Source organism: Paenibacillus sp. JJ-223, from assembly GCF_927798175.1.
Taxonomy (GTDB): domain Bacteria; phylum Bacillota; class Bacilli; order Paenibacillales; family Paenibacillaceae; genus Paenibacillus; species Paenibacillus hubeiensis.
The window spans coordinates 13,615-37,105 of record NZ_CAKMMP010000001.1 but is presented as its reverse complement, the minus strand read 5'-3'; the positions used below and the strand labels follow the sequence as shown (position 1 = coordinate 37,105).

Genomic DNA, 23,491 nt, shown 5'->3' with positions numbered 1-23,491 from the left:
AGTGAAGCCATTATAATTTCCATTACCGAAATGTAAATTTAAGTAATTAAACCCATGCTAGACACTGTCCATTTATTTGAAATCATACAATAATGAGATATAGCAAATACATATACTAGAAAAGAGGAGATTGACTTGAAGAACAACACGTTCAAAGGAATTATAATAGGTGCTTCTGCAACCCTTCTACTAACCTCTGGGATTGCTTATGCAGCTGACTATCCTTTCAGTAAGAAACTGACTGCAGTGTACAACAACATTAAAGTAATTGTAGACGGCGTAGCAATAACACCAAAAGATGCAAACGGAAATACGATCGAGCCTTTCATTGTAGACGGTACTACATATCTGCCAATCCGCGGTATATCTTCAGCTCTAGGAAAAGATGTAAGTTGGGATCGGACGACTGCCACTGTCTCCATTGGAAAACAACAGGGAACTGGTAAAATTGTTGGCTTGCACCAACTCACTCCTTGGGAAGGCAAGTTTGAATGGGATGATAAATTAACAGCCTTTGAAATTCTACAAGAAAAGATTCAACCATCGTTAAACTTACGTTCAAATGGGGATCAGGCAGTGTATTTATTAAAAGGAAAATATAAAACGATTTCAGGAAATTACGCAGTATCAGACAAACTGGAAGACGGTTATCTTCGTTCAGTAGTAATCACTGTTGATGACCAAAAAATCTATGAATCCCCGACTCTTTCAAGAGGGATGGAACCGATAAATTTTAATGTTGATGTAGTAGGCGGGAATAAATTGACGATAGAGTTTAACACGCATGGAACGCCTTCTTCATCGGAGCCTTCCAAACTTTGGGATGTTAAACTCACCGAACTCAACTAATATTTGTTCAATCAAATCCAACGTTTTCATCATTTCCCTCATAACAGCACATAATGAAGGCACGCTATGAGGGAAGTGTGTTTCTCCTAATATACTAGAGGCGCTTAACTTGAAGGGAGTTATTCCTGCAGGGGGCATTTTGGACAAAACGGCCTTTACTCGCAAAAAAGCCATTTAACGTGACGTTTTTTGCCTGCCGCTGTTTTTGGATACTCCCTATTATTTCGGCTCGGTTTGCAGTTTGCGATAACAATGAATGACCCTGCGGTACATCGCTTTATCCTTTAATTGATTGAAAATATAAGGGTCTGGCTTGATGTTCACCTCAATGATCCACGGCTTCATCATGTGATCCAGGCCAAAATCCACGCCGATCTGCTTCAGATAAGGGTATTTTTTCTTCATATGGCGGGCGATTTGCAATCCGAGCTCATTCATATCCCGAACCACTTGTTCTCTACGTTTTGAGGAAGCATGCGATCCCAACAGCTGGTGAATGTCCATCGGTTTGCCGCCGCTGTGATAATTGGTCACGATTTTCGCGGGGTGGCCCAGCCGACCGATCACCCCGGTAGCTTCCCACTGTTTGTTCGGATTGATCTGGACCATGACCCGGATATCAAAATGCCTGTTGTTGTGCTTGAGCAGGTGGATTCCTCTCTGAACCAGGTACTCCTTTTTCCCTACACGTCGATTCAGGCTGGCATGAAAGGAATCGAAGTCCTCGAATGTCCAACGCCGCTGCTCCCATTGATAGGCATAATGCCGCCGCCCCGCCACTTCCGCTTTGATTACGCCTTTCCCATGCGTACCGCGCTCGGGTTTGACATAAACCATGCCGTATTTGTGGATCATCGATTTCAGATTGGCCGCATTATATCTCTGCGTATCAGGAACGAACGGCCTGATGTAATCGTTACTGAGAATCGCCTTCGTCTTTACCCATTTGCTGCTTAATGGCTGCGATTTACGGACTACCACCACGCTTCCTCTCCCCTCATTCGATGAAAGACTTCCTGCCTCCTCATTAAGACCATGCATTATATGCATAAGGGAATCGGACACCCTACGCAAACGCCCCCGATTAACGAAAATGGATGCGTTCATGCGCCCTGACCATCTCCCTCATGCACACATACCATGAACAAAATGAAAACCAACGCGCAAGGAGCTGAAGAAATGGCCGTTCAGGCTAAAGCGGAAGCCAACAACTCGACCCGAATCGACGTGCTGATCCCCGCGATCGATAAAGACTTGAATACCCTTCCCCATGTCATCGATAGCGTTCGACGCCATGTCCGGCATCCCATTGGTCGAATCTACATCGTATCTCCGGAGAGCAGCGGTATCCGAAAGCTCTGCTCCCGTAAAAACTGTACGTTCGTGAACGAACGAACCGTCCTTCCCTTCACCAAAGACGATATTCATTATCAATCGTCCCGGTGGAACCGGTCGGGATGGCTGTACCAGCAACTTTTAAAAATGAACGGAGACCGCGTCGTCAAAGCGCAGCACTTCCTGGTCATCGATGCGGATACCGTCCTGATTCGCCCCCACTCGTTCATGACCGGTAACAAAACTGCATTTTATTGTCGCGATTGGAGCCAACCCGAATATTTCAACACGTACCGCAAGCTGCTGCGCAGCAAAGCCCCTCGGCCCCGTTCATTCGTCACCCACTACATGCTGTTTGAAAAAACGGAGCTTGCTTCATTAAAAAAGAAAATCGAAACGATCCACCGCTTGCCGTGGTATAAGGCAATCCTATCCAGCATCAACAAGAAGAAGCAATTCGGCTTTTCCGAATATGAAACCTATGCCAACTATATGTACTCAAGTCATGCCGAGCGCATGATCCTGAGGAGCTCGAAGAACAAGAGCCTTTCGAAGGACGCCTCTTCTTTATCGAATCAGGAAATCCGCACATTATCACGCCGATACCGCTCATTGTCCTTTCACAAACGGAAAATCTACAGCAAAGCTCCAAGAGCTTAAGGAGGACCTCGTGGAAAGAGCGCAAACGATTCCATTCCCCGATGATCCGAAATTCAGGCGGATGCCTAAAGGCTTGTTGGCCTATGGTTAACCGAAGGTCCGTCAGTTAACTGATCGGACTCCCGCAAACGGAAAAAAATCGGGCCCATTTATGGCCCGATCCTTTTGACGTTCCAACTTAGTATAACTGCCGCAGCATACGTGCAGCAACGACGGCACCCTGCGCCCGGCTGGTCGTCCCTTGCGGCTCGAACCTGCCATCTGCCATGCCTTGGAGCAGCCCCAGATCCTGCATGGCCGCGACCGCCTGTTTCGCATACGCGGAAATGCTTTCGTCATCGCTGAATCGGGAAGTCGCCGCTGCTGAAGCATTCGCTGCCTCGCCACCGTGCATAGCTTGCAGCGCCCGCTGCAGCATGACGGCCATCTGCTCTCTCGTCACCGGCTCATTCGCTCCGAACGTGCCGTCTGCTTTGCCGGTCACGATGCCCATCTGCATCCCCCGACGCACCGCCTCGGCATACCACGCATCTTCGTTCACGTCCGCCGGAAGCAAAATGCTCTCCTTTTCGTGATTCATGTCGGCCAACGCGCCCGTAAGCAGCTGCAGGAATTGAGCCCGGGTCAGCGCTTCTTGCGGTTTGAAGCTGTCCCCGGTCATCCCCGACACGACGCCTTTGCCGTACAATTCACCCACTTCGTTCAAAGCCCACGCATGCTGCTGGATGTCATTGAACGGCACCGCAATTTCGGTCAGCACAAATGTGCCTTGCTCATTCGGTTTGAACGCAAACCGCTTGCCTGCTGCGTCATAATGACTGAACAGGATCGGCTTCAGCTTCCCGTTATCCCGAAGCGTCTGCATAATCAGAACCCGATGATCCGCGCTTGGCCCGGATAGCTCCTCCAACAGCACTTCAATGCCACGGTTCGTCCATGCCACGGGCTCTCCATTGACCGACAACCGGAGCTGTACGATCTCTCTCCCGCTTTTCATGGCCGCTTGTTGTTCGTCGGTTGCATCCGACGGCATTCCCCCTACTCGAATCTCCAGGGCACCGGAAACGTTGCCCTTCAGCGACTCAAGATCTTCGAGATATACGCGTACACGCGTCTGTTTGAACGATAGCTCCAACACCTGCAGCGATTCGGATCGTACCCATCCGGCGAATTGTCCGGCATCCAGCTTGAAGGTGACCGCTTCCGCGGAATCCGGCACATCGGCAATCAACGTCAATGATTTTTGCCCGCTGCCTAACGCCTTCACTTGCTGCGCCACCTGTCCCGGCGTCGGTTGAACCACATACTCTACGCCTTGGGTCAACGTGCCTTGAATCGTCAGCGAAGAACCCCTCGGATCGTTCCCTGTCTCTGCAATGTTCGGTATCGTACCTTCATGGGCTGCATCGCCATGATTTCCGCTGCCGGATGTGCCCGGCTGGGAGGGCTGGGTTGTTCCTCCTGTGCCTGTTCCCGGGTCCGTGGTCTGCGGCTGCTTCACCAGTCCGTTGATCGCTCGCGACAATGCATCGTTGGCGGCGGCAAGCTCCGCCGAAGACGTCTCTTCATCTGCCAGCAGCGTATGTGCCAAATCCAATGCCTGGGTCAGGCCGCTCCAGCTCTCTCGCGTATAATCGCTCTGACGCAACGACTTCACCGCATCCACGGTGGAAGCAAGCGCGGAAGAATCTGCCGGGAACACGCCATACGCTTCAAAATCCAGGAATCCGACCCAGGTCGAACCTGCAGTGACCGTAACCCGGATATAACGGCCTTTCGTACCTTCCGGCAAAACATGCCTCGGGCTCGTCGACACCACGACGTCGCTCGTCGTATCGATCACCGTCGTGAAATGTTCGTTGTCATCCGACACGTCGATGCGGTATTTGATGCCGCCGCTCCACATCGACATTTCGATTTTGCGCAGCACGGCCGTTTGCCCCAGATCGACTTGCCACCAGCTGCCGACGCTCTGATCCGTTCCCCAGGACGTGTTCGGATTGCCATCGATCGCGCCACCCGGCGAATTTGCCTGCCCGCCGCCCGTACCTGCACTGCTGGATGCTGTAGCCGTCTTGCCTGTCGTCAGCGCTTCCAGCGAAATCAGCCCTTCGGCCGCCCGCTCCAAATCAGCCAGCGACTGGCTCACCTCCGCTTGGATCGCATCCGTCTTGTCACGAACGGCGATGGCAGCCTGCAGCGCTGTTCTGAGCGCATGCCAACTTCGCTTCGTGTAGGAGGATTCCGCAAGCTGCTGCACTTCCCCGATTCGGATGGTCAGAGCCGTTTTGTCCACATCGGATAATCCCTGGATGGCCTTATCCAGCTTCTCTGCCGCCGCATTGACCTCGGTCTGCGTGGAACGCGGATCTGCCCATACACGTTCAGCCTGCTCCAGCACCTTTGCCAATACCGCCCACGTCGCAGCAGACCAGTCTGCCTCCTTATACGTGCGAGCCTCCTCGATCTTCGCCTGAAGTGCGGTAAGATCGGCCGGAATGACTTCCATGTGCAGCATGACCTCTTCCAAAGCCTGTGCTGCAGCATCGGACGCCGCTTGGGTCAGCCCCGTATTCGCATAGGCTTGTTCGTAGACTTGGCGCGCCTGCTCGATCGCGGGTGCAAGCGTCTTCCAGCTCTCCGCCTCAAAATCGCTCTCCACCAGCGCTTCGGCACGCGAGATCGCTGCCCACAGCCGCTGCCGGTTGGCAGGCTCCATGTCCATGCCGCGTTTGTACACATCCAGCGAATCCAGGGCGCGTCCTTCGTAGGAGTAACCCCCATTGCCCGGATATTCGTCGTAATCGAACATGGCCTGGTTCTCCCACGCATCTCCTTCCGAAGCGATCCAGCCTACGTCCGCCGCGATCCAGGCCGGCTCCCAATAGAAAAATCCTGCGCCTTTGTTTCCCGGAACTTTGGCGATCATGTCCATGATGCCGGCGATGGCATCATATTGACCCTGTACCGTGGCGGGAAATGTCGCTCCGCCTACATGCAGCGATTCCGGCGTGCCGATAATGTTGCCATGGGCATCCCCGTTTTTGAACGAAAACGGATAGGACGTCTCCGCGATGATGACATCTTTTCCGTATTTCTCGGCGATAAGGTTCATCGTTGCCTGCACGTCGGCAAACGTGCCGTGCCAGAACGGATAATAGGATAATCCGACGGTGTCGTAATCCACGTTGCCCTTCTCTAGTTCGCCAAAATACCAATCGAACATTTCCGCCTTTCCGCCCTCGGCCAGATGGATCATGATCCGCACCTGGTCGCCGCCTTCCACGTCGCGCACGCCTGCAATGCCGCTGTTCAGCAAAGCCGCATTTTCATCAAAATTCACATTGCTGTTCAGACCGTTCAATACGCCGCTGTTGATCTCGTTACCGATCTGAACCATGTCCGGCATTGCACCAGCCGCTTTAAGCTCGCTTACCACTTCCTGCGTGTATTCCCGAACCGCTGACTTCAATTCCTCGAAGGACAGGTTCTCCCATGCTTTGGGGCGAATTTGCTGGCCAGGGTGAGCCCACTCATCCGAGTAGTGGAAATCGACCAACAGCTTCATGCCTTTGGCCTTCACCCGTGTAGCCATCCGAATGACATCTTGCTTGTCGTTGTAGCCATTCGACTTCTGCGGATCATTCCATAAACGAAGGCGAACATAGTTCACCCCCCGATCCTTCAAAATATCGAGCAAATCCCGCTTCGTACCGTCACTGTCGACATATGTACCGCCATTGTCTTCAATCGCCGTAAGCGTGGAAATGTCCACCCCGCGCGCATAATCGTCGCGATATTGCTGCACCGTGACCGTGGCGGAAGGCTGCACGGAGGCGCCGTACACCGTCCCCGTTACGGTAAAGCTGCCTGCTGCATCGTACTGCCCCGGATCGATCGCAGCCCAGTCGACGGGCACGGCCGCTCGTTTGCCATTGGAATAATGGGCATTTACCTCTTTCGGCAGCTCAGGGGTTACCCTTCTCAGCGTCGACACGCTAACCGAATCATAAGAAGTAATGTCCGCAGGCTCCGTGCCTTCTTCCTGTCCCCAGATTTGAAGCTCGGAGATGGCAGCCCAAGCACCGGTTTCTTTGTAAAATGGCATACTGACTTTCACGTATCTTGCGCCCGATGCCTGAAATTCCAGACTGGCCGTGCTCTCTGCATGATCATTATCCGTACGGTCCACTTGTTTCGTCCACGTTTCCCCATCCACGGATGTCTCGACGGCATACCGAACGACCACATCCGAATCCTTCCAGGTCACCTCGGCGCCGGACAATGCATACGCTTCTTGCAGATCAACCATGACCCATTGCGGACTGTCCGCCGACGTTGCCGCCTTGGCCATCCAATGTGTATCCGGACTCCCGTCTACCAAATGCTCCTTCTTGCTGCCGTACTCCTGGTATTCCGAGCTTACCGATACCGGTTTGTTCAGGGCAACATTTACGTTTGCCGCGGCAGCGGGCCGCGCCATCCATCCCCAATCACAGATGATCAGCAGCAAGGCCAGACAGCCGCATATGTACTTTTTGTTCACTTTCCGATCTCCCCCTCATGCATTGGCATGCCTTGATTTGTACAAGTGATGCACTAAATCACCTCTAATTGTAAGCGCTTCTATTTGGAGAGGAACACGGCATTTTGCAAAGGAAACAGCAGTTATTGCAACAAAATGCGCCTATCCTTCACGCGCAAGGCCCAATGCAAAAAGCCTGTCCCCCTGCCAGATGCCGGCCGGAAACAGGCTTATTCTACTTGAGAGCTGGATATGGGATCGAAGCGGCTGCTACATCAGATAATAGAGTGTTTCTTCGGCCGATCATTTGTCCAGTTTCAATTCCAATTGAACTTGAATGTCGTTTTCGGTGGACAGTACAACCGAGTGTGGGTTCGTCATGCCAAAGTCTTCGAATGTCACGACCGTGGTTGCGGACAACAGCAATTGGTTGTTTTCTTGCGCCGCTTTGACATCAAACGTGACTTCTTTCTCAATGCCTCTAACCGTTAACGTGCCGTTCATTTTGAAGTCGACCGTTTGGCCTGCCGGCCATTCTGCCGGAACGCCTTCAAACGATGTTGCTGTAAACGTCGCCTGCGGATTCGTTGCGATGTCGAAGAAATCGGCCTGTTTCACGTGCTCGTCGCGCTGAGCGTTGCCGGAATCCAGGCCATCCAGTTCGATCTGTCCGCTGGCGGACATCTGGGATGGATCGTCCACATTCACTGTCCAGGAGCCGCTAACCTGCTCGTCCACGAAGTTGACGGTTTCGCGCGATGTCGTTACGGAGAAATACACTTTCGAACCTTCGGCAATGTTCCAATCGCCATTCAGCTGCTCCGCTCCCGCAGCTTCGCCCGTTGTGGAGCTCGTCTCTCCGCCATCGCTCACCGCGGAACCCGAAGTGCTGGCTGGCAGTACCTGCTCGATCTCGACGTTGTTGCCCAAATAGCTGTTCGCGAAATAATAACCCCCACCACCAAGCACCGCTATCGCGGCCACGCCGGAAATCACCCAAGTCTTCGTCTTTTTATTCATCTCTATTCTCCTCCAATGATTGGTTATTTGTTTGTTCGTTGGAAGTATCTTATCAACCGAATGTGTCAAGATGACGTCAAAACGAAAACCAAGGGAAATTTTCCTTCAATTTTCTGAAAAAAGGGGCCTTGGCTTTGAGAAATGTGATCATGTACAATCAGTTCAGGCCGTGTGCCGATAATAATCGAAGGCATTGGAAAGGAGAACCCGCTTTGAAATCCATACTCATCGTCGAAGATGAGGAAGCTATCGCACGCGTGCTGGCTGCCTATCTGAGAAAAGCAGGATTCGATGTGCGACATGCCGCGGACGGGCCGACGGCCCACAGCATGTTTGATGCGAGCACGCCTTCCCTCGTTCTGCTGGATGTCATGCTGCCCGGCATGGACGGCTGGGAGCTGCTGCGAATGATTCGTGATAAAAGCGCATGTCCAGTCATCATGCTGACGGCACTGGACGATATACAGGACCGCCTGAACGGCTTGAATGCCGGGGCGGACGATTATATGAGCAAACCCTTTGTGCCGGAAGAGGTCGTGGCACGGGTCAATGCCGTGCTGCGCCGCAATCCCTACTTGACGGCGGGCGGTGCAGGCAAGCGATATTTTGGCAGCCTGGTGATTGACCTGACGGCCAAGCAGGTTTTGCTGCACGGTGCAGAAGTGGCGCTCACGCCAAGAGACTTGTCGCTGCTGCTGTTCCTGTCCGAATATCCCAACCGGACCTTCACGAGAGACCACTTGATCGAACAGGTATGGGGGCTCGACTATGATGGAAGCGACCGGGCCGTGGACTTGTCCATCAAGCGGCTGCGCCAGGCTCTAGGCCAATGGGAATCGGAAACGGGAGAAATTCGCACGCTGCGGGGAATGGGGTATCAATTTTGGATCGCCAACTAAAACCGAATCCGCCCAAACGCAAAACATCCATGCTGTCCTACTGGACTCTTCGCTATTTTCTGATTCTTTGTATCGGATTCACCCTGATTGCAGCAGGAGCGCTCTATTGGATCCGCAGTACGTCCATTGAGAAAAGCATGAAAACCGCCGAATTGCTCGGCCTTGAGATCGCGGAAAAAGTGACCGGACCGGGAAACAGGCTGCTCATCCCCCCGGACATCGATATGCTGGTGGACAAGCGGATCAAACTGTTCAACACGGACAACTATTTCTGCATCATGGTGCTGGACAACAACCATCATTTGATGTACTCCAGGCCGAAAATGACGCAGGACGATGTGCGCTATCATCTGTCGGATGACTTGAATGCGCCAAGGAACAAGAACTACGCCGGCGTTACCGTCAACATTACAGACTCGAATGAAACCCTTGGCAAAGTATGGGTCATGCAGTCCAAAAAGTCGCTCACGTTCAGCACGGAAACGTTTGTCATCGTGGTGCTGCTGCTCGCCGCCTTGATTCTGTGCGGCTGGTTCACCATATATTGGTTGTCGCGCAAGCTCTCCAAACCGATCCGGCAAGTCGCCCATGCGGCAGAACAGATCCGAATCGGCAATTATGAGGTCAATCTGGACATCGATACGAAGGAACAGGAAATGAATGAACTTGTCAGCTCCTTCCGGGATATGTCCATTCGCCTGAAACAATTGGAAGAATGGCGCGCCTTGTCCTTGGCTGGGGTCACTCATGAATTGAAAACCCCGGTCACCTCCATCAAGGGTCTGGTCATGGCCGTACGGGATGACATTGTCAGCCCCCAGGAAGGAAAGGAATTTCTCGATATCGCTCTGAAGGAATCTCAGCGGATGGAACGTATGGTCGCCGATTTGCTGGACTATAACGCCATGAGCGCCGGCAGCGTGGCGGTGCGGCATGAACGGATCGATCTCCATCTGCTGGTAAGGGAAATCATCTATCAGTGGAGGATCACCTGCGAGGACAAAATGCCCGAGATTGAATTGGAAGCGTCAACGGGCACGCAGTATGCGATCGGCGATGCGCTCCGCGTTCAGCAGATCATCGTCAACTTGCTGAATAACGGGCTTCAAGCCATGTCTGATGAACAAACGCCTGCGTTCCGGATTCGCCTGCAAGCCGAGGGAGAGCATCTCTCGATCGATGTACGGGACTATGGCACAGGCATTGCTCCTGAAGACCAGCCCAAAATCTTCGAACGTTTCTACCGCGGCGAACTCAAAAAACGCCGGACTCGCGGACTCGGACTTGGTTTGACTTACAGTCGTCTGCTCGCCGAGGCGCAGGACGGAGAACTGTTCCTCGCTTCCAGCAGCCCGGAAGGCAGCATCTTTACGCTAAGGCTTCCGCTCTGGACCCCGCCGGATCAGCACAAGCGCGAGCAAACCTACCGTTCGCCGGTCAATGCTTGACACACCGATTGCAGACCAAAAACACCCCCGAAAGATTCTCTGACGAAATCTTCGGGGGTGTTCATTTCTTCAAGATCAAAAGCTAAGTCGTTACCGGTCTCGGCATGTATTCGGCATAAGCCTCTGCCACAAACTGCTCTTGCAGCGAACGGCCGGCAATGATCGCTTTTCGCTTGGCTTTGAGAACGATCTGCTCCACGTCGGCGAAGCTGCAGCCTTCGAGGCGGTTGCATATGTAGTCCGGTAATCCCGGTTCGTGTTCGAAGGAACCGATCAGCTTGCCCACATACGTCTCACGGCTTTGGCGATCAGGCATGGTATAATTTATTTTTGTATCGAAACGACGCCATATCGCATGATCCAACTGTGCGTCCAGATTGGTCGCCGCCATAAACACACTTTCCCCTTCCCACTCATCCATGCATTGCAATAAGGTGTTGACCACCCTCGCCATTTCTTTCACTTCATCATTCGATTCCCGGGTACGGGCAATGGCATCGAATTCGTCCATGAACAGCACGCACGGATTCGTTCGGGCATATTCAAACAGCTTGCGGACGTTAGAGCCGGTCTCTCCGAGATGACTGTGGATGATCGCATCCAGACGGACGAGCACAAGCGGCAGCTGCAGTCGGGCTGCCAAATACGAAGCGGTTAGCGTTTTGCCCGTTCCCGGCGGACCAAACATGACCAACCTGTTCGGCAAAGGCACATCGTGAGCCGCAAATCCCTCCTTCATGCCTTGGATCGCAATAAATTCTTCGACGATTCTTTCATTTTCTGCGGAAAATACGATATGTCTCGCTTTGCGCTCACATTCTTTGCTTGTATAAAATGCAGCCATATCCATGCCTTTAGCTCGCGGCATACGATAGGAATTCATAGATTTGCCCATGATCTCGGATGCTCCTCATTTCATTGTGGTTTAATCGTAAATATTACTATTAAACAATAACATAAGAAGCCCATTTTGCAAAGTCTGTCCAGTTATTATGCAAATCATCCATGGATTACAGATCATCCTGTTGCAAGCGTGCCCAATATTTGTTATTCTTAATTTGCATTCTTGTAAAACGCAAAAAAGCCCTGCATCTCATGCTAGAGCAAATGATCAGATTCGCAAGCGGCAACTTGCTAAGTCTGGAGCGTTTTACCATGAATGACAATTCCGATAAAGCGAGGTCAACAATCATGGCAAAAGACGTATTGTGTGAAGTTAACTCCTGCCGTTACTGGGCTCAAGACAACAAATGCAGCGCTTCTTCCATCTACATTGTAAGCCACAGCAACAAAGAGGCGAACACTTCTGCTGAAACAGATTGCAAAACATTTGAAGTAAAATAAACATCTCTCTTGAAGGAAAGGGACCCTGGCCGGTTCCTTTTCTTTTTGTATTGTAACAAGAATGATAATTATTATCAAGCTTTATTTTTAAAATATTCCCCGGTTTTGCTCACGGATGCACATTCGGGCGCCTCCCCACGTAAACTACGGCAGCAGGAAATCTGCCCATGACCGAATCGATCCAAGAGGTGAATGTGTATGCCCGCTAAAAACGGCCAGCAGTATATCAACCGCATCGACGAACAAACCGTCCCTTGCTGGTACAAGGGAGAGCTTTTGAGCGGTAAACGCTCCGAACATTTCGCGTTCTCCGGATTGATGCGCACGCAAGCGAAAATGTATGACTTGCAGCATGACCCGCAATGGGCCGACGTGATGACCTATGCTTCCCCATCCGACGGGAGCCCTGTAGGCATGTCTTTTCTTCCGCCCACCGATGTCAACGATTTGCGCAGACGCCGAAAAGCGATGAACATCTGGTCAGGCATCCACCATGGTTTTCTGGGGAGATCTCCGGATTACATGAATACAGCGATTATGGCCTTCTATACTGCCGCAGAAGTACTTAACGAAGCATCGCCGCAATATGCCGAAAATTTGAAAAATTACTACGCCTACTGCCGGGACAATGATATCACCCTCTCCCATGCCTTCATCCAGCCGCATGCGAGCAAAATTTCGGGTCAGTTGGATTCCACGGAAGAATCGATCGCCGCCAAAATCGTGGAACGCACCCATGAGGGTCTGATCGTCAGCGGCGCGTTTCTGATGGCGACCCAAGGCGCCACCTCGGACGAAATCCTTGTGTATCCTTCTCCTTCGCCTGCACCATTCGAAGACGAGAACCCGTTTGTTTTTGCCTTCGCGGTGCCCAATGACTTGCCGGGAATTACAATGGTATGCCGGGATAGTTACGCGGCGGAGTCGGATTTCAATTACCCGCTCAGCTCCAAATACGAGGAAATGGACAATTTGGTGATCTTCGATCATGTGCTGGTGCCCAATGACCGAATTTTTTTCGCCGGAGAAGAGGAACTGTCCCCCCTCCTGTTCCGGGAAAGCCATTTCCACGTTCATGCCGGGCATCAAGTGCTGTGCCGGTATATTGCCAAAACCGAGTTTCTGCTCGGAACGATCCAATTGTTGACCGATACGCTCGATTTGGGCTCCGAATCACATGTTATCGAAAAAACAGCCCGCGTGATGGCAGGCCTGGAAACGTTGAAAGCATTATCCGTTGCGGCTGAAGAAGGTGCCATTCCGGACGGACGCGGATTTATTTTGCCTGCCCCCAAACCGCTAATGGCCGCCAACCTCATCTATCCCAAGCTGTATCCCGACATGATCGAAATTTTGCAGCTCGTCGGTTCGAGCGGCATGATCATGATCCCGCAAGAAGAAGACTTCCGCTCGGCTGCGGCGGCACACCTGGAAACGTACCTGAAAGGCAGCGATTTGGCATCATTTGAACGGACCGCCTTATTTCGTCTCATATGGGAACTCGGCGCCGGATCATTCGGCGGGAGACAAAAGCAGTTCGAACGTTTCTTCTTCGGCAACACGATTACAGCGTCGGGCCGACTGGTATCGGCTTATTCCGGCGATGATCGCTTCCGCAAACAAGTGCTTGATTTCATCACGAATACAAACCGCTAAACGTTAGGCCATTCGGCGGACACTACATCCGATGGTCGTAGACGGTCATTAGCTCCGAGGCCGGTCTGCCCACGCTCAGATCGCCGAAAGAAGGCCGATCCCCATAGCCGATGTGGAACACGCCCAATACCCGTTCCGCACTCGTTAAACCCATCAGATTCATAAACACGGGATGCTGCTGGTAGTCATTTGTTTTCCAGACTGCCTGCAGCCCCTGCTCCGCCGCAAGCTGGCTGAACCTTCTGCTCCATGCTTTGGCCTGCAGCGGATCATCTTCCCGGGCGTTAAACGGTGCCACGACGACAAGATGCGCGGGAATGGCTTCGGTGTATTGATACGCGGCCCAATCCCCGTAACGATCCGCCAGATGAGGGGGATAACTCTGACGAACCGCCTCCAGGTAGAGCTGGCGCCCTTCTCCGGAGAACAGCATAAACCGCCAGGGCTCCGGCGTCATAACGTATAATGAAGGATCTGCTTGATCAAGCAACCGTGCGATTACGGATTTCGGAACAGGCAGCGGACTGAACTCGCAACCGCCTGTGCGCTTTTTGCCATGCCCCATATCTTGCCTCATACCTGCCGACATTTCTTCGCTCCTCCCTTGTTCTCTGTCCATTCGAATCGGCATATCCATGCACGCTTCTGTCAGCATTCCGCCACTATAAGTGACGTTACATCACCCAATTTTTCTTGGGCTCGCCTTCGCATTTCCAGCGGTCCGTTTCGTCATGAATGCGCGCCTTATCCCGAGGTGTAAACCGATCCGAATCCAGGCACGACTCCTTCGCTCGGGGAATGCTTTCCCGGACAAGCCGGATGTAATCCTGCGAGCGCTGCAGCGACCTCGGCCCGGGGAGATGGCGGATTTTGCGCCCCTCTAACAGGCAATACGTTTCGATCATGCCCGGCAGCTGCCCGAAAGCTTCCCAGCAAAATAAGGTAGCCATATGCTGGAATGCTTCAACCACATTGGGGTCGTAAACGACCATGTATTTCTGGATCAGCAGCGAGTCCCAACCGGCAGGCTGCCAGACCGTCTGAAAAATCATGGACAAATGCATGGACATCGACGGTATTTCCGTTTTCCACTGTTCGAACACGATGGACGGATAATCCAGATCTTCGTTCATGGCCGCCACGAGGGACAACTCGTCGGTAATCCGGTTTTTCACGTCCCAATAATGCAATACGGAATCGAAACCGGTCGTTTTTTTGGGCCACCATTTTTCCAGCAAATACTGGATGGGCACTTCCTTGCGAATCCCCGGCTCCATGCTGTAAAACGCATTGACTGCGTGGCTGACCGCGTATTGCACGCGGTGCCTCCATTCCAGGGTGACAGGCTGGTCGGCATTCGGTTCCGGGCGGAGAAACCGATGCGGGCTGCGCAGCATTTCTTCAAGCCTGTAATCTTCAAGCAGACGCTCGGGAAAACGTGTCGTTTCACGTTCCGAAGCTGCTTGAATGTTATGCTTCAACATGATGATCAGGACACCCTTACTCCGTCGGCAGCGAACGTTTTGCCGAAATCGCGGCAAGTCACCTTCTCCTGCTCCGTCGGACTGTATTCGATCTTCAGCGTTTCTGAATGCACGTCCGCCCCGCGCTCTTTCAGCTTATCCATCACCACATCCACGGCACCGCAGAATTGCTCGTAAGCCGTATCTCCGCTGCCAAACACCGCCGCCCGCTTGCCGCTCAGGTCAAGCTCATCCAGTTCTTCGTAAAAGTCCAGAAATTCATCCGGTACTTCCCCGTCTCCCCAGGTATATACTCCAATGAGAAATGCATCGTAATCCATGAGGTCGGCAGCGTTGCAGTCCGTCACGGACTTGAGAACCGCTTCGTGCCCTGCCTGCTCGATTCCCTCCACGACCAACTCTGCAATCTCTTCCGTATTTCCTGTCAGGCTTGCATATGCAACCAATAACTTAGCCATCTATTGTCCCCTCGCTTTTATAGGTTCATGTCATGTCAATCCAACGATACGATATCATCAAAATAATAAATGATAATGATTATCATTGTCAAATATTATTTTAGTTCCCTTCTCAATTCTGCTCGCGCTTTGTGGCCAAGCAATTCATCCGCGCCTTAGCTGGCGTGCAGGTGATCATTTGTTGTACAATAGTATCCAAATGACTTTCGAAGGATGGATAAACCACAATGTACGTAGCACAGAATTGGAAGGATTACGAAGTAATTGATACGGGAGACGGCGAGAAGCTCGAGCGTTGGGGCGACATCATTCTGCGCAGACCGGATCCGCAAATTATTTGGCCGAAAAAACAAGAAACGAACGAGTGGCGTCAAGTGCACGGGCACTATCACCGCAGCTCTTCCGGCGGCGGCAGCTGGGATATGAAAAAGCCTATTCCCGAACGCTGGACGATCGGATACGAAAACCTCAAATTCCATATCAAACCGACCAGCTTCAAGCACACCGGGCTGTTCCCTGAACAGGCAGCCAACTGGAGCTGGATGATGGATAAAATCAAAGGCGCGAACCGCCCGATTTCTGTGCTGAACCTGTTCGCCTACACAGGGGGCGCCACCGTCGCAGCCGCGTACGCCGGGGCTTCCGTCGTTCACGTCGATGCAGCCAAAGGCATGGTGCAATGGGCCAAAGAAAACGTACAGCTGTCCGGCCTGGCCGACCGCCCGGTACGCTTCATTACCGATGACGTGTTCAAATTCGTGCAGCGCGAAATCCGTCGCGGCAACCGCTACGACGCGATCATCATGGATCCGCCGTCCTACGGGCGCGGCCCGAACGGCGAAACCTGGAAGCTGGAGCAGAACCTGCATCCGTTCCTCGAATCCTGCATGGAGATTATTTCGGACAACCCGTTGTTTATGCTCATTAATTCCTATACGACAGGCATTTCCCCAACCGTTCTGCGCAACATGCTGACGATGACCATGTCCGCCAAATACGGAGGCACGATCAACGCCGGAGAAATCGGCCTTCCGATTACGCGCAGCGGCCTGAACCTGCCTTGCGGCATCCTTGGCCGTTGGGAGTCCTGATCCATGTCCGCGCACAAACATTTGTCCGGTGCGGATATCCCTGTGCTTTTTGAGGACAATCACTTGCTTGGCATCAGCAAGCCGGTGAACGTGCCTACGCAGGAAGACGCATCGGGCGACCCGGATTTGCTTACACTGCTCAAGCAGGACTTGAAAGAACGCTACAACAAACCCGGCAACGTATATCTCGGTCTGGTCCATCGGCTGGACCGTCCGGTTGGCGGCGCGATGATCTTCGCCAAAACGTCCAAAGCCGCTTCCCGCCTGTCCGATACGGTGCGCGGGCGTGATTTTCGCAAAATCTATGCTGCGGTTGTACACGGCAAACTGCCCGCGCTGAACGGCACGCTGAAGCATACGCTTTATAAAGATGCCCGTACCAATACGGTCAAGGTTGTGCCCAAAGGCACTTCGGGCGGCAAAGATGCCGTGCTCGACTATTGGGTCGTCGGTCAAACGGAGAAACACAGTCTCGTTCATATCGAGCTGCACACAGGCAGATCACACCAAATCCGGGTTCAGATGATGGCTGTCGGCTGCCCGCTCTATGGCGACCAGAAATACGGCGCACATCTGAACAAACCCGGACAACAGATCGCGCTCTGGTCTTCCATTGCTGCGTTTCCACATCCGGTCACGAAGGAAGAGGTCGTGCTCCGATCACTGCCGCCACGGGAGTATCCATGGTCCGAGTGGTCCCTCGATCTCTATGAGAAAACCTTCAGCAAATAGACTTTCCAACCGTGCAGATCCGGATCGATATCCGGTTTGCACGGTTTTTTCCTTATCTATGTTCCAACCGAAGTTCCGGTTGTTCGAACGATGCATCGCCGAAAGCATTTTCCGATAACCTCTTTCTCCATCACCTAACTTCAAGGAGCTGATTTTCGTGACACCGTTCACCAAACAAGTCGTCGCCATGATCGCCGCCATTCCCGAGGGCAAAGTCATGACTTACGGACAGATTGCCGCTCTTGCGGGAAGCCCGCGAGCCGCCAGACAAGTGGTACGCATTCTCCACTCCATGAGCCGTAAAGAGCGATTGCCTTGGCATCGCGTCGTAAACGCCAAAGGCGCCATCTCCATCCCTGATGAGCACTCCCGTATGATGCAGGAAACGGAGCTCATCAGCGAGGGCATAGAGTTTCAACTGGATGGCACGATTGATCTTCAACGCTTCGGCCATGATCCGGGTCCCGACTTCCTGCTGGAACCTCCCCTCGATGAAGAATAATCGCGCGCGCAACATGTACGCTGCCCCAAATAAAAATCCCCTCCGGGCTAGCCAATTCGACTAACCCGGAAGGGATTTTTTTATTTTATGGGATGATCCTCATCCCTGAATCCACGTTCCTGCAGGACAGGGTTGTATTACGCTGTTGCACTGGATTTTTTCGGTTCCGTACTTGCTTCGTTCTCTACGGCTGGTTTGGTTTTGCGGATGAAGAAAGCCAGCAGCATTGCCGCTACCGTCATCCACGTAGCTACCGTAAAGGCATAGTTAACGCCATAAATCGTAGCGTCTGCCGTCGCATTCAACATGGCTGCCTGATCCGTCGGCGAAATATGGTTCGCTGCCATCGTATCAGCCAGATGGGATTTGAGTTTGCTGCTCATAATCGTAACGAGAATGGCCGTACCGATTGCACCGGCAACCGTCCGGAGCGTATTCGACATCGCCGTACCGTGCGCGTTCAGGCGCTGCGGAAGCTGGTTCAGACCGGCTGTCTGAATCGGCATCATCAGCATGGACATCCCGAACATACGCGCTGTGTAAATAAACATCATGTATCCGTAAGATGTGTCGATCGCAAGTCTGCTCAGACCCCAGGTTGTGACCGCCGTTACGGCGAGTCCGGCAACGGACAACCAGCGCGCACCCACTTTATCGAAGATCCGTCCGGTAATCGGGGACATAATCCCCATCAAAATGGCACCCGGCATCATCAGCAAGCCGGATTCGATCGGCGTGAACTGGCGAATATTTTGCAGAAAGATCGGAAGCAGGATCATACCCGCGAACATCGCCATCGTCACCAGCATGTTGATGATCGTGGTCAATGTGTACATATTGTATTTGAAAATGCGGAACTCAAGCAGCGGATGATCAGTCATCAGCTGGCGAATGACGAACAGGACCAGAGCGACGGCGCCCACAACAAGGCAAGTGATAACGACCGTACTGCCCCATCCGTCTGTACCTGCGTCACTGAATCCGTAGAGCAAGCTGCCAAATCCCACTGTGGACAAAATAACGCCCGGATAGTCCAGTTTCGGTTTGGATTGGCGCGTTACGTTTTTGACAAAAGCGATACCAATCGCTGTTGCAATAATGGAGAATGGCAAGATGATATAAAACAGCAATCTCCAGGAATAGTGCTCGACGATATAACCCGACAATGTTGGTCCAATGGCCGGAGCCAAGATCATCGCGATCCCCATCGTACCCATGGCCTGACCGCGTTTCTCGATCGGGAAGATGGTCAAAAATACAACCGTCATCAGAGGCATCAGAATACCCGCGCCGCCTGCCTGAATAACCCGTCCAACCATCAGAATGGCAAAGTTGGGACTAATTCCGCAGATCAGCGTACCAATGGTAAATAATAGCATGGCGGTAATAAAAATTTGGCGCGTGGAAAATTTCGCAATCAAATATGCGGTTACCGGAATCAAAACGCCATTGACGAGCATGTAGCCCGTTGTCAGCCATTGGGCCGTGTTGGCTCCAATCGCCAGGTCTTCCATGATCTTCGGAAGAGCCACGTTCATCAATGTTTGGTTCAAAAAGGCCACGAATGCTCCGATCAATAGCGCGGCAACAATCGGTCCCTTCTTGATGCTGTCCATCGCTGATGATGGAGCAGCTGCAGTTGTTGTACTCATTCGTTGTTCATCTCTCTTCCTTGTAGCTTTTCAATCATCAGATTATGAATCCGAAGCAGGTGGTCCAAATCTTCTTTGGGAATGTCCAAAATCGGAGACACTCTTTCCATCCACAGCCGATGCGTTTCCTTTTGTGCGCGTTCCCCTTTGTCCGTCATCTGCAGCACAACGGAGCGGCGGTCGGAGTCGGAACGGGTGCGAACGATGTATCCGCCTTTGACCAAACGTTCTACGACGGCGCTCATCGAACTGCTGCCGACATGGCACAATTCGGCCACGTCGTTGTTGCCGATCGAAGGGCGCTCCTTCAAAATGGATAACACCATGAATTGGATCGAGGTCAATTCAATTTCTTTGTTTTCATTCCAGAATTCTCGAAACAGCATTTGATTAACCTGTCGAAACGAATTGATGATGTAGAAAACTTCATATGTGTCCTGTGTATCTGACAATTGTTTCACCCTTTTACTTTTGGAATATAATATTTCGCACACGAAATATCAGGGGAACAATTATTTATTATAAGCATCTTTTTTTACATAGTCAACTCTTTACATATTGGTTTTTTTCGATTTTTTGGAGATTGGCTAAATCCTTGCAAAACCCGCCTTATCAAAAAAAATAACCATAGGCAGCCTGCCTCAAACGAGCAGGTTTTCCTATGGTTACCCAAAGACCATCATTTTATGAAGTGGATAAGGCATGCTCCTTATTTTTGGGGGCAGTCATTTTTCCCAGCAAATATACCAGCAGCTGCTGATTATGCATCGAAATGTTGCTGAGCACAGAGTTCATGAATTCATTGCGGATGGCGAGCCCGCGCTGTGTTTCGATCCTGCCTTTTTCGGACAGGGACACCCAAACGATTCTGCGATCCTGATCGTCGCGCTCCCTATGGATCAATCCGTTCTTTTCCATTCGGTCAAGCAGCATCGTAACCGCTGCAGGGGTCGTCGCCAAAAATGGAATCAGGTCGGATGGTTTCATGCGCCCATGATCATCAAGTACCTCGAGTGCAGTCAATTGTGCTTCCGTTAAGGAAGGGGCCAGCTCCTGGTCCATGTGAAGTTTGTAATCCTTGGTCAGCCTCGACCAGCATTTGGTGAAATCGGAATAATACATGTTGGTATCGCTCCTCTCTGCGGTCAGGTAATCACTTCATCTGCTTAAGGTTTTCGCGCTTCAAAGCCGCATTCCTGCTGCATTTTTTCAATTTCCCAGCGATCGACCGCAATCGACGAAGGTTGTTAAACTTCGCATGAAGTCTCTCTTTTAATCCGTGTCCGAACAACAAAAAAAGACGGTCCGCCCGACAAAAGCTGCTGTGCTTTTGCAAGGCGAAACGTCTTTGCAAGGAAAGGGTCAAGACGGACCGTCATGCGAATTGGTTTCATCCAAGTCCTTCAGAAGCTCCACGACCTCATCCTTTTTGTCTACATGTACGAGCAGTTTGCCGATATGCTTCCGCTCTTGGATCGGCATGCTCTCGGAGGACAGCGTGAATACCTGGCCCTCTTTGGTCATTACGTTCACTTTGCGTTCTTCACGGCAGTAGAAAGCCCCGGCGATGCGGCTGCCGTTCGGTTTGACCCGCTTGCCTTCCTTGAATTCGAAGGTAGCCACGCCTTTGCCGCCACGGCTCTGAAGAGCGTAATCGAGAAGCAAGGAGCGTTTGCCGTATCCCAGATCGGACAATATCGCGATTTCGCCTTCCTCTCCTTCCACCCAAAGAGCGGTAACCACTTCATCCGTATCCTTGAGCTGAATGCCTCTTACCCCGCCGGACACCCGTCCCATGGCGTTCACTTCGTCCTCGCGGAAACGAATAGCCATCGCTTCCTTGGTAATCAACAAGATGTCCTTATCTCCCGTGCTCAGATGCACCGAGAGAACTTCATCGTCTTTGCCCACTTTGCAAGCAGCTACGGCTCCGGAACGTTTCGTCACGTACTCTTTCAGTTCGGTACGTTTCACCTGTCCCTTGCGCGTGACAAATACAAGGCTGTGATTCGGCTCATCAAACGATTTGATCTGCAGCACGTTGGTGATTCGATCATCTTTCCCAAGGGGAATCACGTTCACGATCGCCGTACCCGGGTCCTTCCACTTGAATTCGGGAACCTGGTGCACAGGCAGGAGGAAGTATTGGCCTTTTTGCGTAAACACAAGCAAATTGTCCAGCGTATTCACTTCAAGCAGTTGGGCGATATAATCGCCCTCCTTCACGCCGCTTCCGCTGCGTTCCCCGCCAGAGCGAGTGAAAGATTGCATTCCCGTGCGTTTGATGTACCCTTCTTTGGACAATGACACAAATACATCCTCGGCATTCACCAGAACTTCAAGGTTTACCTTGAGTTCTTCGACTTCGCCCTGAATGGCGGAGCGGCGGTCGATGCCGTATTTCTCGCGAATCTCCAGCAGCTCCTTGCGAATGACGCCGATCAGCTTGCGGTCACTCTCCAGAATGCCACGAAGCTGCGCGATTTTTTTCATCAGATCGGCAAGCTCCTTCTCCAGTGAGGTGATCTCCAGGTTGGTCAGGCGATAGAGCTGCAGGGTGAGAATCGAGTCGGCCTGTCGTTCCGTAAAACCAAACATCCACATGAGGTTGTTTTGCGCGTCTTGGCGGTTTTTGGATGCTTTAATGGCCGCAATGACCTCGTCCAAAATGTTAAGCGCTTTGACGAGCCCTTCCAGCACGTGGGCGCGATCTTCGGCTTTCTCCAGTTCAAATCGGGTGCGATACGTGACCACTTCCCGCTGATGCGCGATGTAAGCTTCCAGCATCGCTTTTAGCCCGAGCTGCTGCGGCGCCTTGTTGACGATGGCAACCATGTTGAAATTGTACGTCACCTGAAGATCCGTCTTTTTCAGCAAATAGGCCAGTATGCCCTGTGCATCGGCATCCTTCTTCAACTCGACGACGATGCGTAAACCTTCACGCCCGCTTTCGTCCCGGACCTCGGCGATGCCTTCGACTTTTTTCTCAAGCCGAATGTTCTCCATCGAGGTCACAAGACGCGATTTGACCACTTGATACGGAATTTCCGTAATAACGATCTGCTGTTTGCCGCCGCGCATGTTTTCGATATCGGTTTTGGAGCGGATATAAATGCGGCCCCGACCCGTGCGGTACGCGTCCATAATGCCTTCGCCGCCCATAATCAATCCGCCTGTCGGGAAATCCGGTCCTTTCAGGAACATCATGATTTCTTCCAGTCCAATCGATGGCTTCTCCATAACAGCCAGGCAAGCATCGATAACTTCCCTTAAATTATGGGTCGGAATTTCCGTCGCAAAACCGGAGGAAATGCCGCTGACGCCATTCACGAGCAAATTGGGATATCGGGATGGCAGTACAACCGGTTCTTTGGCCGTATTATCGAAATTGTCCTTGAACAGCACCGTCCGTTTCTCGATATCGCGCAGCATTTCCATTGCAATCGGCGACAACCGGGCTTCCGTATAACGCATCGCCGCTGCCGGGTCATCATCCTGGGAGCCCCAGTTGCCGTGGCCGTCCACCAATACATGGCCCATTTTCCAAGGCTGCGCCATCCGTACCATACCCTCATAGATCGAAGAGTCTCCATGGGGATGGTAATTCCCCATCACGTCCCCGACCGTTTTCGCCGATTTGCGATAGGGTTTGTCCGGTGTGTTGCCCGAATCGTACATGGCGTATAAAATCCGCCGCTGAACCGGCTTCAGACCATCGCGCACATCCGGGATGGCGCGATCCTGGATAATATATTTGGAATAGCGACCGAAACGGTCACCCACGACCTCTTCCAGAAAGGCCGGCAAAAACTGCTCTGATAGACTCATTCCAAACA

The 23,491-nt window shown here is 52.1% G+C and carries 20 protein-coding genes; 9 read left to right on the top strand and 11 right to left on the bottom strand.

All coding sequences use genetic code 11. The features are described from left to right. Nucleotides 1-135: 135 nt before the first annotated feature. Nucleotides 136-849 carry a stalk domain-containing protein gene (locus L6H98_RS00150; RefSeq protein WP_236411930.1) on the top strand — a complete coding sequence of 238 codons (714 nt, stop codon included), beginning with the start codon at nucleotides 136-138 and terminating at the stop codon, nucleotides 847-849. Between the two features lie 219 nt (nucleotides 850-1,068). Here L6H98_RS00150 and L6H98_RS00145 read toward each other — a convergent pair whose 3' ends face one another. Beyond that, complete coding sequence (locus tag L6H98_RS00145) at nucleotides 1,069-1,833, bottom strand: YheC/YheD family protein (RefSeq protein ID WP_236411924.1); 765 nt, start codon at nucleotides 1,831-1,833, stop codon at nucleotides 1,069-1,071. Nucleotides 1,834-2,028: 195 nt separating this feature from the next. Between L6H98_RS00145 and L6H98_RS00140 the strand changes: the two genes are divergently transcribed. Beyond that, entirely contained in the window at nucleotides 2,029-2,844 is an 816-nt protein-coding gene (locus L6H98_RS00140; RefSeq protein ID WP_236411923.1) for a DUF6492 family protein, read from the top strand. 178 nt (nucleotides 2,845-3,022) lie between these two features. Here L6H98_RS00140 and L6H98_RS00135 read toward each other — a convergent pair whose 3' ends face one another. Both L6H98_RS00135 and L6H98_RS00130 read right to left on the bottom strand, forming a co-directional pair. Further along, on the bottom strand, nucleotides 3,023-7,390 hold the full coding sequence (locus L6H98_RS00135) for a glycosyl hydrolase 53 family protein (protein WP_236411922.1): 4,368 nt from the start codon (nucleotides 7,388-7,390) through the stop codon (nucleotides 3,023-3,025). A gap of 282 nt (nucleotides 7,391-7,672) precedes the next feature. After that, nucleotides 7,673-8,389 carry a YceI family protein gene (locus tag L6H98_RS00130; protein WP_236411915.1) on the bottom strand — a complete coding sequence of 239 codons (717 nt, stop codon included), beginning with the start codon at nucleotides 8,387-8,389 and terminating at the stop codon, nucleotides 7,673-7,675. Nucleotides 8,390-8,601: 212 nt separating this feature from the next. Here L6H98_RS00130 and L6H98_RS00125 point away from each other — a divergent pair, with 212 nt between their 5' ends. Then, nucleotides 8,602-9,288, top strand: a complete 687-nt coding sequence (locus L6H98_RS00125) for a response regulator transcription factor (protein ID WP_236411913.1) — start codon at nucleotides 8,602-8,604, stop codon at nucleotides 9,286-9,288. Next, complete coding sequence (locus L6H98_RS00120; protein WP_236411912.1) at nucleotides 9,273-10,736, top strand: HAMP domain-containing sensor histidine kinase; 1,464 nt, start codon at nucleotides 9,273-9,275, stop codon at nucleotides 10,734-10,736. The genes L6H98_RS00125 and L6H98_RS00120 overlap by 16 nt, the downstream gene beginning before the upstream one ends. Before the next feature lie 82 nt (nucleotides 10,737-10,818). Here L6H98_RS00120 and L6H98_RS00115 read toward each other — a convergent pair whose 3' ends face one another. After that, nucleotides 10,819-11,631 carry an ATP-binding protein gene (locus tag L6H98_RS00115; protein WP_236411910.1) on the bottom strand — a complete coding sequence of 271 codons (813 nt, stop codon included), beginning with the start codon at nucleotides 11,629-11,631 and terminating at the stop codon, nucleotides 10,819-10,821. Nucleotides 11,632-11,927: 296 nt separating this feature from the next. On the opposite strand from L6H98_RS00115, the gene L6H98_RS00110 reads away from it, so the two are divergent. Both L6H98_RS00110 and L6H98_RS00105 read left to right on the top strand, forming a co-directional pair. Next, nucleotides 11,928-12,080, top strand: a complete 153-nt coding sequence (locus L6H98_RS00110) for a DUF1540 domain-containing protein (RefSeq protein WP_236412898.1) — start codon at nucleotides 11,928-11,930, stop codon at nucleotides 12,078-12,080. 198 nt (nucleotides 12,081-12,278) lie between these two features. After that, on the top strand, nucleotides 12,279-13,736 hold the full coding sequence (locus L6H98_RS00105; RefSeq protein WP_236411907.1) for a 4-hydroxyphenylacetate 3-hydroxylase N-terminal domain-containing protein: 1,458 nt from the start codon (nucleotides 12,279-12,281) through the stop codon (nucleotides 13,734-13,736). A 22-nt stretch (nucleotides 13,737-13,758) separates the two neighbouring features. Here the strand turns inward: L6H98_RS00105 and L6H98_RS00100 are convergent, their stop codons facing one another. From L6H98_RS00100 to L6H98_RS00090, 3 genes are all read right to left on the bottom strand, one after another. Further along, complete coding sequence (locus L6H98_RS00100; RefSeq protein ID WP_236411905.1) at nucleotides 13,759-14,325, bottom strand: nitroreductase family protein; 567 nt, start codon at nucleotides 14,323-14,325, stop codon at nucleotides 13,759-13,761. Between the two features lie 85 nt (nucleotides 14,326-14,410). Further along, nucleotides 14,411-15,220 carry a hypothetical protein gene (locus L6H98_RS00095; RefSeq protein WP_236411903.1) on the bottom strand — a complete coding sequence of 270 codons (810 nt, stop codon included), beginning with the start codon at nucleotides 15,218-15,220 and terminating at the stop codon, nucleotides 14,411-14,413. A gap of 5 nt (nucleotides 15,221-15,225) precedes the next feature. Next, entirely contained in the window at nucleotides 15,226-15,678 is a 453-nt protein-coding gene (locus L6H98_RS00090) for a flavodoxin (protein ID WP_236411901.1), read from the bottom strand. Nucleotides 15,679-15,905: 227 nt separating this feature from the next. On the opposite strand from L6H98_RS00090, the gene L6H98_RS00085 reads away from it, so the two are divergent. The 3 genes from L6H98_RS00085 (at nucleotide 15,906) to L6H98_RS00075 (ending at nucleotide 18,003) form a co-directional block, all read left to right on the top strand. After that, a complete protein-coding gene (locus L6H98_RS00085) occupies nucleotides 15,906-16,769 on the top strand; it encodes a class I SAM-dependent methyltransferase (RefSeq protein WP_236411899.1) in 864 nt (287 codons plus the stop codon). Between the two features lie 3 nt (nucleotides 16,770-16,772). Next, nucleotides 16,773-17,501, top strand: a complete 729-nt coding sequence (locus tag L6H98_RS00080; protein WP_236411895.1) for an RNA pseudouridine synthase — start codon at nucleotides 16,773-16,775, stop codon at nucleotides 17,499-17,501. Nucleotides 17,502-17,658: 157 nt separating this feature from the next. Then, entirely contained in the window at nucleotides 17,659-18,003 is a 345-nt protein-coding gene (locus tag L6H98_RS00075; RefSeq protein ID WP_236411893.1) for an MGMT family protein, read from the top strand. Nucleotides 18,004-18,140: 137 nt separating this feature from the next. Here L6H98_RS00075 and L6H98_RS00070 read toward each other — a convergent pair whose 3' ends face one another. The 4 genes from L6H98_RS00070 to gyrA all read right to left on the bottom strand — a co-directional run bounded on the left by L6H98_RS00070 (nucleotide 18,141) and on the right by gyrA (nucleotide 23,483). Further along, entirely contained in the window at nucleotides 18,141-19,655 is a 1,515-nt protein-coding gene (locus L6H98_RS00070) for a DHA2 family efflux MFS transporter permease subunit (protein ID WP_236411891.1), read from the bottom strand. Further along, on the bottom strand, nucleotides 19,652-20,116 hold the full coding sequence (locus tag L6H98_RS00065; RefSeq protein ID WP_339273151.1) for a MarR family winged helix-turn-helix transcriptional regulator: 465 nt from the start codon (nucleotides 20,114-20,116) through the stop codon (nucleotides 19,652-19,654). Before L6H98_RS00065 ends, L6H98_RS00070 begins: the two co-directional genes overlap by 4 nt. A 223-nt stretch (nucleotides 20,117-20,339) precedes the next feature. Next, nucleotides 20,340-20,777 carry a MarR family transcriptional regulator gene (locus L6H98_RS00060; RefSeq protein WP_236411887.1) on the bottom strand — a complete coding sequence of 146 codons (438 nt, stop codon included), beginning with the start codon at nucleotides 20,775-20,777 and terminating at the stop codon, nucleotides 20,340-20,342. Between the two features lie 240 nt (nucleotides 20,778-21,017). Continuing rightward, entirely contained in the window at nucleotides 21,018-23,483 is a 2,466-nt protein-coding gene (gene gyrA / locus L6H98_RS00055) for a DNA gyrase subunit A (RefSeq protein ID WP_236411885.1), read from the bottom strand. Nucleotides 23,484-23,491: the final 8 nt, after the last annotated feature.